Annotated in this window: 13 protein-coding genes; 6 read left to right on the top strand and 7 right to left on the bottom strand. The window is 68.9% G+C overall.

Features of this window, described 5'->3' with window-relative positions:
* The first annotated feature begins 21 nt into the window (after positions 1-21).
* The 6 genes from CHR28_RS18595 to CHR28_RS18570 are packed head-to-tail and all read left to right on the top strand — an operon-like array spanning position 22 to position 4387.
* Positions 22-801 (top strand): DUF881 domain-containing protein, encoded by a 780-nt coding sequence (locus tag CHR28_RS18595; RefSeq protein WP_094054776.1) that lies wholly within the window; start codon positions 22-24, stop codon positions 799-801.
* A 24-nt stretch (positions 802-825) separates the two neighbouring features.
* Positions 826-1503: a class E sortase gene (locus CHR28_RS18590; RefSeq protein WP_094054775.1), complete on the top strand. Its 678-nt coding sequence runs from the start codon at positions 826-828 to the stop codon at positions 1501-1503.
* A 17-nt stretch (positions 1504-1520) separates the two neighbouring features.
* On the top strand, positions 1521-1718 hold the full coding sequence (locus tag CHR28_RS18585; protein WP_179272487.1) for a hypothetical protein: 198 nt from the start codon (positions 1521-1523) through the stop codon (positions 1716-1718).
* Positions 1715-2353, top strand: coding sequence for an aminodeoxychorismate/anthranilate synthase component II (locus CHR28_RS18580; protein ID WP_094054773.1), 639 nt, complete (start codon positions 1715-1717; stop codon positions 2351-2353). The genes CHR28_RS18585 and CHR28_RS18580 overlap by 4 nt, the downstream gene beginning before the upstream one ends.
* Positions 2350-3624, top strand: a complete 1275-nt coding sequence (locus CHR28_RS18575; protein ID WP_094054772.1) for a class E sortase — start codon at positions 2350-2352, stop codon at positions 3622-3624. Before CHR28_RS18580 ends, CHR28_RS18575 begins: the two co-directional genes overlap by 4 nt.
* Before the next feature lie 13 nt (positions 3625-3637).
* A complete protein-coding gene (locus CHR28_RS18570) occupies positions 3638-4387 on the top strand; it encodes a class E sortase (protein WP_094054771.1) in 750 nt (249 codons plus the stop codon).
* 156 nt (positions 4388-4543) lie between these two features.
* Here the strand turns inward: CHR28_RS18570 and CHR28_RS18565 are convergent, their stop codons facing one another.
* The 7 genes from CHR28_RS18565 to CHR28_RS18530 form a co-directional block, all read right to left on the bottom strand.
* Positions 4544-4924 (bottom strand): hypothetical protein, encoded by a 381-nt coding sequence (locus tag CHR28_RS18565; RefSeq protein ID WP_143655857.1) that lies wholly within the window; start codon positions 4922-4924, stop codon positions 4544-4546.
* Positions 4925-5110: 186 nt separating this feature from the next.
* A complete protein-coding gene (gene pknB / locus CHR28_RS18560; RefSeq protein ID WP_094054769.1) occupies positions 5111-7126 on the bottom strand; it encodes a Stk1 family PASTA domain-containing Ser/Thr kinase in 2016 nt (671 codons plus the stop codon).
* A 169-nt stretch (positions 7127-7295) separates the two neighbouring features.
* Positions 7296-8774, bottom strand: a complete 1479-nt coding sequence (locus tag CHR28_RS18550; protein ID WP_094054768.1) for a peptidoglycan D,D-transpeptidase FtsI family protein — start codon at positions 8772-8774, stop codon at positions 7296-7298.
* Positions 8771-10213, bottom strand: coding sequence for an FtsW/RodA/SpoVE family cell cycle protein (locus CHR28_RS18545; protein WP_094054767.1), 1443 nt, complete (start codon positions 10211-10213; stop codon positions 8771-8773). The genes CHR28_RS18550 and CHR28_RS18545 overlap by 4 nt, the downstream gene beginning before the upstream one ends.
* A 27-nt stretch (positions 10214-10240) precedes the next feature.
* Positions 10241-11788, bottom strand: coding sequence for a Stp1/IreP family PP2C-type Ser/Thr phosphatase (locus CHR28_RS18540; RefSeq protein WP_094054766.1), 1548 nt, complete (start codon positions 11786-11788; stop codon positions 10241-10243).
* A 140-nt stretch (positions 11789-11928) separates the two neighbouring features.
* On the bottom strand, positions 11929-12438 hold the full coding sequence (locus CHR28_RS18535; protein ID WP_094054765.1) for an FHA domain-containing protein FhaB/FipA: 510 nt from the start codon (positions 12436-12438) through the stop codon (positions 11929-11931).
* 10 nt (positions 12439-12448) lie between these two features.
* The coding region (locus tag CHR28_RS18530; protein ID WP_143655855.1) for an FHA domain-containing protein at positions 12449-12842 on the bottom strand (394 nt) is incomplete at its 5' end.

The raw sequence follows: 12842 nt of genomic DNA, 5'->3' as shown, positions 1-12842 counted from the left end.
GCCGAAGGAGATAAGGGTACGTTGAGCAATTCTGCCGACTTCCCCGGGACGGGATCCACCCCTGAGCGCGCGCGCCGTTTCCGGCCCGTGCGGATCCTCACGGCGGCCGTCTTCGCCCTGGCCGGACTGATCTTCTTCACCAGCTTCAACACCGCCAAGGGCACCAACATCCGCTCGGACACCTCGCTGCTGAAGCTGTCCGACCTGATCCAGGAACGCAGCCGGGCCAACGGCGAGCTGGACGAGACCAACGGCGCCCTCCGCAAGGACATAGAGGCGCTCGCCGAGCGGGACGACGGCTCCACCAAGGCCGAGGACGCGAAGCTCGCCGCGCTGGAGAAGCGCGCCGGCACGCAGAAGCTCACGGGCGACTCGCTCACGGTCACGCTCAACGACGCCCCGCCGGACGCCACCGCCAAGCTGCCCGGATATCCCGAGCCGCAGCCCGACTACCTGGTCATCCACCAGCAGGACCTGCAGGCCGTGGTGAACGCGCTGTGGCAGGGCGGGGCCAAGGGCATCAAGGTCATGGACCAGCGGCTGATCTCCACGAGCGCGGTGCGCTGCGTGGGCAACACCCTGATCCTCCAGGGCCGCGTCTACTCGCCCCCCTACAAGATCACCGCGGTCGGCGACCCGGGGAAGCTGAAGCAGGCCCTCGCGGCGTCCCCGGCCATCCAGAACTACATGGTCTACGTCAATGTCTACGGACTCGGATGGAAAGTCGAGGAGAACGGCCCGGTGACTCTGCCCGGCTACTCGGGCACAGTGGATCTGCACTACGCGAAGCCCGTGGAGTAGCAGCCCAGGCCGGGGGAGCCGCCGGTGCGCGTGATCGTCAGGACCGTCAGCGAACTCTGCGTCACCGTCGGCACTCTGATCGTGCTGTTCGTCGTGTACGCGCTCTTCTGGACGGGCGTGCGGGCCGACGGCGTCATGGACGACCAGATCGACCGGCTCCGCGAGGAGTGGTCGAAGCCCCGCCCGCCCGGTGACGCCTTACCGGCGGGCCCCGAGAAGCCCAAGCCCTACGTGAAGGGCAAGCCTTTCGCGATCATGTACATCCCGCGGCTTGGTTTCACGTGGAACAAGCCGGTGCTGGAGGGCACCGCCACCTCCACCCTGAAGAAGGGGCTCGGCCACTACGCGGAGACCGCCCAGCTGGGACAGCGGGGGAACTTCGCCGTCGCCGGCCACCGCCGCACCTACGGCGACCCCTTCAAGGACTTTCCCCGGCTCAGGCGCGGGGACGCGGTGGTGCTGACGGACGGCACGACCTGGTTCACCTATCGGATCGACAAAGGCCCGTACAAAACAGTGCCCTCCGACATCGAGGTGATCGACCCTCTCCCCCGTACTTCCGGGTACACGCGTCCGGGCCGGTATCTGACGCTGACCACGTGCGAACCCGAGTGGGGGCACAGTCACCGGCTGATCGTCTGGGCGCACCTGGACTCCACCCAGCCTGTGGAGGCCGGGAAACCTGAGGCGTTGCGCCGTTAGTCTGGTGGCTGTACGGCGTGGGTCTGGTGCCGTGGTACGACGGAAGGGACGGCATGTACGGCTGGATCTGGCGGCATCTGCCGGGGAACACGTGGGTGAAGGCAGTGATCTCGCTCGCCCTGGTCGTGGCCGTGGTCTACGTCCTCTTCCAGTACGTCTTCCCGTGGGCGGAACCGCTGCTGCCCTTCAACGATGTGACGGTGGACAACCAGTGAGCGCGCGCATTCTCGTCGTCGACAACTACGACAGCTTCGTCTTCAACCTGGTTCAGTACCTGTACCAGCTGGGCGCCGAGTGCGAGGTCCTGCGCAACGACGAGGTCTCCACGGCACATGCCCAGGACGGCTTCGACGGGGTCCTGCTCTCCCCGGGACCCGGGACGCCGGAGCAGGCCGGGGTGTGCGTGGACATGGTCCGGCACTGCGCCGCGACCGGTGTGCCCGTCTTCGGCGTCTGCCTCGGCATGCAGTCGATGCAGGTGGCGTACGGCGGTGTGGTCGACCGGGCGCCCGAGCTGCTGCACGGCAAGACCTCGCTGGTGGAGCACACCGGCGGGGGCGTCTTCGCGGGCCTGCCGTCGCCCTTCACGGCGACGCGCTACCACTCCTTGGCCGCCGAGCCGGCGACGGTCCCGGCCGAGCTGGAGGTCACGGCCCGGACGCACGACGGCATCGTCATGGGCCTCAGGCACCGTGAACTGCCGGTCGAGGGCGTGCAGTTCCACCCCGAGTCGGTACTGACCGAGCACGGGCACCGGATGCTGGCCAACTGGCTGGTGGAGTGCGGCGACCAGGGCGCGGTGGCGAGGTCGGCCGGGCTCGCCCCGGTGGTGGGCAGGGCCACGGCGTGACCGCGCTGCGCCCCGAGCGCGAGTCCGACACCTCGTACGGGCAGCAGTCGTACGGGGTGCCGGGCGCGTCGGAGGGCTGGTCGGAGGCGCAGCCCCACCCGCAGGGGCCCCACCCGCAGGGGCCCTACCCGCAGCGACCGTACCCGCACGGGCCGGAGGCGCAGCCCTACGCTGCGGGACCGCAGCCCTACGCAGCGGGGCCGCAGCCGTACGAGGCGGGGCAGCAGGCCTATGAGCCGGGGGCACAGCCCTTCGTGCCGGAGCCGGCTCCGGAGCCGTACGCGGGGGCGTACGGAGCCGGTGGCGGGGAGTCCTTCCTGCCGCCCGTCGACGAGGAGACGGTGGCGCTGCGGATACCGGATCCACCGCCCGCGGACGGGGAGGCTCCGGACGGCCCCGTACCGGGCTCTCGGGCCGCTTCCCGTGCGCGGCAGGACCGGTCCGCCCCCGGAGGCCGTGCGGCCCGCAGAAAGGCCGCCAAACGCCGCCACGGGCGCCAGGGGAACTCCGCGGAGGCCTCGACGCCCGCCACGGCCCGGGAAGGGGCCCGGGCGCCGCTGTCCCGCGTCGAGGCCCGGCGGCAGGCGCGGGCCCGCAAACCGGGTGCGGCGGTCGTGGCCAGCCGGGCGATCGGCGAGGTGTTCATCACCACCGGTGTGCTGATGCTGCTGTTCGTCACCTATCAGCTCTGGTGGACCAACGTCCGGGCGCACGCACAGGCCGGCAAGGAGGCCAGCAGCCTCCAGAACGACTGGGCGAGCGGCAAGCGCAACCCGGGTGTCTTCGAGCCGGGGCAGGGCTTCGCCATCCTGCACATCCCCAAGCTGGACGTGGTGGTGCCGATCGCGGAGGGCACCAGCAGCAAGGGCGTGCTCGACCGGGGCATGGTCGGGCACTACGCCGAGGGCGCGCTGAAGACCGCGATGCCCGGGGACAAGACCGGGAACTTCGGGCTCGCGGGGCACCGCAACACCCACGGAGAACCGTTCCGCTACATCAACAGGCTCGCTCCCGGCGATCCCATCGTCGTGGAGACGCAGGACGAGTACTACGTCTACAAGATGGCCTCGATCCTGCCGGTGACGTCGCCGAGCAACACGAGCGTCCTCAATCCGATCCCCACGGGGTCGGGGTTCACCAAGCCCGGCCGCTACATCACGCTGACCACGTGCACGCCGGAGTTCACCAGCAAGTACCGGATGATCGTCTGGGGCAAGATGGTCGAGGAACGGCCGCGCAGCAAGGGCAAGCCGGATGCGCTCGTCAATTAAGGGCAGATGACCAGTGGCAGCGACCACCGACACGGAGCACGAAGAGCACACCGGCACGGCGTCCCGGCCGCCCGCGGTCCGCCGCCGGCCCGGCCCGATCGCGAGGGCGGTCAGCTTCTTCGGGGAACTTCTCATCACGGCGGGCCTGGTCCTCGGCCTGTTCGTCGTCTACTCGCTGTGGTGGACGAACGTCGTCGCGGACCGCGCGGCCGGCCGGCAGGCGGACCAGGTCCGGGACGACTGGGCGCACGGCCGCGGTGGTCCCGGCGCGCTGGACACGAAGAACGGCATCGGGTTCCTGCACGTGCCGGCGATGAGCGGCAGCGAGGTCCTGGTCGAGAAGGGCACCTCGAACAAGATCCTCAACGACGGTGTCGCCGGGTACTACACGGACCCCGTCAAGGCGACCCTGCCGATGTCGGGCAAGCCGGGCAACTTCTCGCTCGCCGCGCACCGCGACGGGCACGGCGCCAAGTTCCACAACATCGACAAGATCGAGAAGGGCGACCCGATCATCTTCGAGACGAAGGACAAGTGGTACGTCTACAAGACCTACGCGATCCTTCCCGAGACGTCGAAGTTCAACGTCAAGGTCCTCTCGAACGTCCCGAAGGAGTCCGGCCGCAAGAAGCCGGGCCACTACATCACGCTGACGACGTGCACGCCGGTCTACACGAGCACCTACCGCTACGTGGTCTGGGGCGAACTGGAGCGAGTCGAGAAGGTCGACGAGAACCGGACCCCACCGAAGGAACTTGGCTGACAGTGGCGGTCGCGGGAAGTAGTCGTCATTACGAGAGAGGCCCGAAGCCGCAGATTCCCACTGCTGCTTCGGGCCTCGATCACAGCCATGCGGCTAGTCCCACAGGTTGAGCTCCGAAGCGGCGCCCCAATGGCATTCGGAGTCAAGACCCGTTCGTCACGCCCATTCGACGCACGAGTTCAGCTTGGTGTTGCCTTCGAACCGGGCCACCTCCGCGCCGACGTCGAAGATCCCATAGTCGTCGTTTGCGGTGGTGGGAGCGTACTGATGGTCACCTTTACCACCCATGGCCTTGTGCCACGGCCAGTAATGGATCTTCCCGTTGTGCTGCTTGGAGAGGAAGCGGATACGCGCGTGGTGATCATCCGCCAGGATGTCCGTGATGTGCCACTCGAGCTTGAGTGACGTCACCGGGCCGTCGAACTTCGGTATGTAGATGAAGCCCTCTGCGCCCTTGGTCGTGCAGCCCGGGCTTACTGCTGCCGCCTGAGCGGGACTGGTGGTCAGAGTCCCGATGAGCATTGCGGTCGCTGCCACTCCAAGCATCTGCGCTGCCCTCTTCAAGCGTATCCCCCCTTGAGTGATGTGAGCCTTATGAGGTCTCTGAGCGACTTACGTGAACATGATAACTGACTGGTATTCAGGAGACGCATGACTATGGGTGGGGCTTCCACCCCTTGAAGGGGGTGGAAGCCCCACCCATGCAACGTGCTGCCAGTCGTCCTAGTCGTCGCCGTTGAGGCCGCCGAAGATGCCGCCGTTGCCGTTGCCGCCGTTGTTGTTGCCGCCGGTCCCGTCGAAGTTGACAGTCTGCAGGGTCACCGTGGTGCCCGCCGGGTTGTCGACCTCCTGGTTGCCCTGGGGGTCCTGGGCCACGACGCGGGCGTTGTCGTTCTGGTCGCTGCCGTTCGCGAACTGGATGTTCGTGAAGCCGGCCGCCGCCAGGGTCTGCTTGGCCTGGCCGACGGTCTGCCCGACGACCTGCGGGACGCGCACCTTCTGCTGCTGCTTCTTCTTGCCGATCTGGATGGTGACCGACGAGTTCTTGTCGACGGAGGTGCCGGCCTGCGGCGTGGTCTGGATGACCTTGCCGACCTGGTTGTCGTCGTCGGTCTCGACCTCGGTGCAGTTGCCGACCAGGTCGCTGGCCTGCATCTGCTGCTTGGCCGCGTCACAGCTCTGGCCGAGCACGTCGGGAACAGTGGCCTTTGCGGCCTCCTTGGCCACGGTCAAGGTGATCGTGGAGCCCTTCTCCTGCTCCGTGTCGCCACTGGGATCCTGCTTGGTGACCACCCCAGGGGTGCGATCCGACTCTTCGGTCTTCTGCTCGACCTGGAAGCCCTTGTCTTCAAGTTCGGCCTTGGCCTTTTCGTAGGTCAAGCCCGTGACGTCGGGGACCGTCACCTTCGGCGCCCCGGTCGACACCACCAGTTCGATCGTGTCGCCCTTCTGGACGTCCGTGCCGGCCTTGGGGTTCTGGGAGCAGACGTTGCCCTTGGCCTGGTTCTCGCAGGGCTTCTTCGAGAACGTCAGTTCCAGGTCGGAGTTGGTCGCCAGTTTGCGGGCGTTCTGTTCGGTCTCGCCGACGAAGTTCGGCGCCGGCAGGGTGTCGTCGCCCGCGCCGTCGCCGCTGAACGCCCACCGGCCGATCAGGATCGCGCCGACCAGGACGAGGATGCCCGCCACCACCAGCAGGATCGTGGAGGTGCTGGACTTGCGCTGCTGCCCGCGGCGCCGGTCGGGGCGCTCGTCGTAGCCGTAGCCGCCGTCGTCCGGGTTCATGGGGGGCAGCATCGACGTCGCGCCGGCGCCGGAGTCGGCGCGCAGGGCCGTGGTCGGCTGGTCGTCCGGGTAGCCGCCGTAACCCACCGAACCCATCGCGGCCGTCGCCGCGACCGGCTGGCCGTCGAGGCAGGCCTCGATGTCGGCGCGCATCTCGTCGGCCGACTGGTAGCGGTAGTCGGGGTCCTTCGTCAGGGCCTTCAGTACGATCGCGTCCATCTCGGGCGTGATCTCGGGGTCGAAGACCGACGGGGCCTGGGGCTCCTCCCGCACGTGCTGGTACGCGACGGCCACCGGGGAGTCGCCGACGAAGGGCGGGCGGACCGTCAGCAGCTCGTAGAGCAGACAGCCCGTGGAGTACAGGTCCGAGCGGGCGTCGACCTGCTCGCCCTTCGCCTGCTCCGGGGAGAGGTACTGGGCGGTGCCGATGACGGCCGCGGTCTGCGTCATCGTCATGCCGGAGTCGCCCATGGCGCGGGCGATGCCGAAGTCCATCACCTTGACCTGGCCGTTGCGCGTCAGCATGACGTTCGCGGGCTTGATGTCACGGTGGACGATGCCGTTGCGGTGGGCGTACTCCAGGCCCTGGAGGATGCCGATGGTCATCTCCATGGCACGCTCCGGCAGCAGCTTGCGGCCGGAGTGCAGGAGCTCACGGAGCGTCGAGCCGTCCACGTACTCCATGACGATGTACGGGATCGACACGTTGTCGATGTAGTCCTCGCCCGTGTCGTAGACCGCGACGATCGCGGGATGGTTGAGCGAGGCGGCCGACTGGGCCTCCCGGCGGAACCGGGCCTGGAAGGAAGGGTCGCGCGCGAGATCCGCGCGCAGCGTCTTCACCGCCACGGTGCGGCCGAGGCGGGTGTCATGCGCGAGGTAGACCTCCGCCATGCCACCACGCCCGAGCACCTGGCCCAGTTCGTACCGGCCGCCGAGGCGACGCGGCTCTTCCATAGCTACCTACCAGCCCTCTCCGTCGGTCCCGACCGGCACGCTTGTACGGTCGGAGGCTGCCGTCCGGGCCTACCGTACCCGGCTCGCTTTGTGTGACCTGGCCAAGCCCGTCAGCCGATACAGGACCGGTATCGCACCGTGCACCGATGTGAAGCAGACGTGAGCGGGGTCACTTCTTGCCGTTGACGACCGCCTCCATCACGTTCCGCGCGATCGGCGCCGCGAGGCCGCCGCCGGAGATGTCGTCACGCACGGCGTTGTCGTCCTCGACCACGACCGCGACGGCGACCGGTGCGCTGCCGTCGGCGTTCTTGGCGTAGGAGATGAACCAGGCGTAGGGGTTCTCGCTGTTGTCCACACCGTGCTGGGCGGTACCGGTCTTGCCGCCCACCTTGACGCCGTCGATCTTGGCGTTGGAGCCCGTGCCCTTCTCGACGACGGTCTCCATCATCGACTGCAGGATCTGGGCGTTCTCCGCGGACAGCGGCTGGCTCAGCTCCTCCGGGTCCGTCTTCTCGACCGGGTCCAGGCCGGGCGACTGGAGCTCGTCGACCATGTACGGCTTCATCAGCTTGCCGTCGTTGGCGACGGCCGAGGCCACCATGGCCATCTGCAGCGGCGTGGCGGCGGTGTTGAACTGGCCGATGGAGGACAGCGCGGTCTGCGAGGGGTTCATGTCGTCGGAGAACACCGAGGCGTTGGCCCGCACCGGCGTGAACTGCTCCTCGCCGAAGCCGAACTCCTGCGCCTCCTTCAGCATCTTCTCGTTGCCGAGGTCGGAGCCGATCTTGCCGAAGACGGTGTTGCAGGAGTACTGGAGCGCCACCCGCAGCGTCGCGTTCTTGCAGGGGATGTTGCCCTCGTTGGGCAGCTTGGTGGTGGTGCCCTCCATGACCCACGGGTCGGGCGAGTCCGTCTTCGCGTCCGGGTCCGTGTACAGCCCGTTCTCCAGGGCCGCCGCCGCGGTGACCACCTTGAAGGTGGAGCCGGGCGGGTACGTCTCGCGCAGCGCCCGGTTGAGCATCGGGTCGTTGGCGTTGTTCTTCTTCTGGAGCTTCTGCCAGGCCTTGGTGTCCGTGGTCGTGGAGTTCCCGGCGAAGGACGACGGGTCGTACGACGGGTAGGAGGCCAGCGCCAGGATCTTGCCCGTCGACGGCTCGAGGGCGACGACCGCGCCCTTGCCGCCCTGCTGCTTCAGACCGTTGAACGCGGCCTTCTGCGCGGCGGGGTTGAGCGTCGTGACGACGTTGCCGCCGCCCTGCTTCTCGCCGGTGAGCATGTCGAGGGTGTTGCGGAAGAAGAGCCGGTCGTCGTTGCCGGTGAGGATGCCGTCCTCGATGGACTCCAGCTGCGTGGCGCCGAAGGCCTGCGAGGCGTACCCGGTGACCGGCGCCCACATCGGGCCGTCCTTGTAGGTCCGCTTGAACTTGAAGTCGCTGCCCGACGTCTCGGTGGAGCCGGTGATCGGCTTCCCGCCGACGATGATGTCGCCGCGCGGGGCGGCGTACCGCTCGATGATGACGCGACGGTTCTTGGGGTCGGTCCTCAGCTCGTCGGCCTGGACGTACTGGATCCAGTTGTCGCGGATCAGCAGAGCCAGCACGAGCAGGCCGCAGAAGATCGCGATCCGGCGCAGGGGCTTGTTCATGACGGGCGGACCACCTGGGTCATCTCGGCGTCGGGGTTGGCGGCGGGAGCGGGGGCCGGGCGTCGGGCGGTGTCGCTGATGCGCAGCAGAATGCCGATCAGCGCCCAGTTGGCGATCACGGAGGAACCGCCGTAGGCCACGAACGGCAGCGTCATACCGGTCAGCGGGATGAGGCCCATGACACCGCCGGCCACCACGAAGACCTGGAGGCCGAAGGCGCCGGACAGGCCGATGGCCAGCAGCTTGCCGAACGGGTCGCGGGCCGCGAGCGCGGTGCGCACGCCCCTTTCGATGATCAGGCCGTACAGGAGCAGGATCGCCATGACGCCGGCCAGCCCGAGTTCCTCGCCGAACGTGGCGAGGATGAAGTCGGAGTTGGCGGCGAAGCCGATGAGGTCGGAGTTGCCCTGCCCGAGGCCCGTGCCGAGGGTGCCGCCGGAGCCGAAGGCCCACAGCGCCTGCATGGCCTGCTCGGAGTGGACGACGCCGTCCTGGACGCCGGCGCGGGACAGCTCGAACTCGCGCATCGGGTCGAGCCAGGCCTGCACACGCGTCTGGATGTGCGGCTCGAAGCTCGCCACGCCGACGGCGCCGACCGCGGACATCAGCAGACCGAAGACGATCCAGCTGGTCCGCTCGGTGGCGACGTACAGCATGATGACGAACATCCCGAAGAACAGCAGGGACGTACCGAGGTCGGTCTCGAAGACCAGGATGAGGATCGAGATGACCCAGACCACGAGGATCGGGCCGAGGTCGCGGCCGCGCGGCAGGTACAGGCCCATGAAGCGGCGGCTGGCCAGGGCCAGCGCGTCCCGCTTGACCATGAGATAGCCGGCGAAGAAGACCGCGAGCACGATCTTCGCGAACTCGCCGGGCTGCAGCGTGCCGAGACCGGGGATCTTGATCCAGATCTTCGCGCCGTAGATGTTCGCGCCGAGGCCCGGCACCAGCGGCAGGATCAGCAGGAACAGCGCACCGGCCATGGAGATGTACGTGTAGCGCTGCAGGACGCGGTGGTCCTTGAGGAAGATCAGCACGACCGCGAGCAGCGCGACGCCCATCGCCGAGTACAGCAGCTGGCGCGGAGCGGCCTCGGCGTAGTTGCTGAGCCGCTTGGACTGGTCGAGCCGCCAGATGACGACCAGGCCGAGTCCGTTCAGCAGCGTCGCCAGCGGCAGCATCAGCGGGTCCGCGTACGGCGCGAACTTCCGTACGACCAGGTGGCCGACACCGGCGAGCAGGCCGAGTCCGAGACCGTAGCTCAGCAGGCCCGGCGGCACCGAGTCGTTGATGGCCAGCCCGACGTTGGCGTAGGCGAACACCGGGATGACGACGGCGAACACCAGCAGTGCCAGCTCGGTGTTGCGGCGGCTCGGGGCGCCGATCGCGCCGATGGTGGACGTGTGGTGCGTCGGCGAGTTGGAAGTACTGCTCATCGTGTGACGGGGCCTCTCACGGCTTGCCTACTGCTTACCGCACAGCGAGACGACCTTCTGCTCTTCCTCCGAGAGGCTGGGGCCGGGGCTGGGAGTGGGTGCGGTCGTGGTCGGGGGCGTGGACTTCTCAGGCGCCGACGGCGAGCCCGACGGATTCGACGGGTTCGGCGTCGGTGTGGCCTTGGACGTGAAGGAGGCGGGAGTGGTTCCCGTGGTGCCCCCGGCCTCGCCTTCGCCGGTCCTGGCGTTGTTGCTCTCGGCTTCGCGCCGCTGCGCCTCCTTCTTGCACGCGGAGGCCTGCACCGACAGTTCCTCGATCTTCGCCTGGGCGTTCTTCAGGTCGCCCTCGGCGATCGTCGCCTTGACCAGCTTCTGCTGGTAGGGCGGCAGGTACTTGAGTTCGATCTCGGGGTGGTCCTTCTCGACCTTCGACAGCGACACCCACGCCAGGTCCTGGCTGATGCCCCGGTACAGCGCGACGTGCTCGTCCTCGGCGCCGACGTAGTACTGCGTCTGCGTCCAGCGCCAGCCGCCGTACAGGCCGCCGCCGACGACGGCCAGGGCCAGGACGCCGTAGAGGGATCTCTTCAGCCAGCGGCCCTTCTTGCGGGGCTTGGTGAAGTCACCGTCGTCGTAGTCGAAGCCGGCCGCGGGGATGTAGCCGGTGGTGTCGCCGGAGCCGGGCGGGCCGAACTCGCCGCCACCGCCGCCGTGCCCCTGGCGGCCGAGCCCGGAGGCGCGGCCGGCGGGGGTCTGCATGATGCCGTTGTCGTGCAGCTGGTGCTGGTTCTCGGCGACGGCGCCGACCACGACCGGGGTGTCGGAGAGCTGCCCCGCCAGGGTGTCGCCGGTGTCGAGGTCGAGGACGTCGGCGACGATGACCGTGATGTTGTCGGGGCCGCCGCCGCGCAGGGCCAGCTCGATGAGGTTCTGGACGGTCTCCTGGGGGCCCTGGTAGCTGGCGAGGGTGTCCTCCAGCGTCTGGTGGGACACCACCCCGGACAGGCCGTCGGAGCAGATCAGGTAGCGGTCGCCGGCGCGGACCTCGCGGATGGACAGGTCCGGCTCGACGTGGTCGCCCGACCCGAGGGCGCGCATCAGCAGCGAGCGCTGCGGGTGCGTGGTCGCCTCCTCCTCGGTGATGCGGCCCTCGTCGACCAGGCGCTGCACCCAGGTGTGGTCCTGGGTGATCTGCGTGAGCACACCGTCGCGGAGCAGATACGCGCGGGAGTCGCCGACGTGCACCAGGCCGAGCCGCTGACCGGTCCACAGCAGGGCGGTGAGGGTGGTCCCCATGCCCTCCAGCTGGGGGTCGTCCTCGACCATGGAGCGCAGCTGGTCGTTGGCGCGCTGCACCGCCGTGCCGAGTGAGGTGAGGAGGTCGGAGCCGGGGACGTCGTCGTCGAGGGCGACGATGGTGGAGATGGCCTCGGAGGAGGCGACCTCACCGGCGGCGGCGCCGCCCATGCCGTCGGCGATGGCGAGCAGGCGCGGGCCGGCGTATCCGGAGTCCTCGTTGCCCTCCCGGATCATGCCCTTGTGCGATCCGGCCGCGAAGCGCAGTGACAGACTCATGCGCACCTCGCCTGTCGGCTCCGGGTACAGCCGGTCGTGTCGAGCCACACTGCCCACCCTCCGGTCGGGAGCGCGCCGGGGCCCGGGGTGGGGCCCGCCACTGCGTGCTCGCTCCGCTCGCGCCTATCCATGATGTAGCACTACTTCCGCAGCTCGATGACGGTCTTGCCGATGCGGATCGGCGCGCCCGGTGCAATCGGTGTGGGAGTCGTCAGCCGGGTCCGGTCCAGGTACGTGCCGTTGGTGGAGCCGAGGTCCTCGACGATCCACTGGCCGTCGCGGTCCGGGTAGATCCTGGCATGGCGGCTGGAGGCGTAGTCGTCGTCCAGCACGATCGTCGAGTCGTGCGCCCGGCCCAGGGTGATGGTCTGGCCCTGGAGCGCGACCGTCGTGCCGGTGAGGGTGCCCTCGGTGACGACCAGCTTGGTGGGGGCGTTGCGCCCGCGCCGGCCGCCGCCGGACTGCTGGCGCTGCTGCGGCGGCGCCTGGCGGGCGGCCTGCTGCTGGCGGCCGGCCTCGCGGCGCGATCCGCGCTGGGTGACCCGCGTCCCGAACAGGTCACTTCGGATGACCTGCACGGCCACGATCACGAACAGCCACAGTACGGCCAGGAACCCCAGCCGCATGACCGTGAGGGTCAGCTCTGACATTGCCCCCGCTTCACCCTTCGGCTTGCCTATAGATAACGGTGGTGCTGCCCACGACGATCCGCGAGCCGTCGCGGAGCGTAGCGCGGGTGGTGTGCTGTCCGTCCACCACGATGCCGTTGGTGGATCCGAGATCCTGGATCGTCGAGGGCGTTCCGGTCCGGATCTCGCAGTGCCGGCGGGAGACGCCGGGGTCGTCGATCCGCACGTCGGCGTCGGTGCTGCGGCCCAGCACGAGCGTCGGGCGGGAGATCTGGTGGCGGGTGCCGTTGATCTCGATCCAGTGGCGGGTCCGTCCGCCGGCGGCCGGGGAGGCCGGGGGGCGCTGGGCGCCCGCGGCCGGCGGATAGCCGTACCCGCCGGGGCGGCCGCCGGGCGGCGGCGCGGCCGGCATGGGCGGGGCGCCG

The organism is Streptomyces sp. XY006 (assembly GCF_002237655.1).
GTDB lineage: Bacteria > Actinomycetota > Actinomycetes > Streptomycetales > Streptomycetaceae > Streptomyces > Streptomyces levis.
This window is presented reverse-complemented; position numbering and strand designations above follow the sequence as displayed.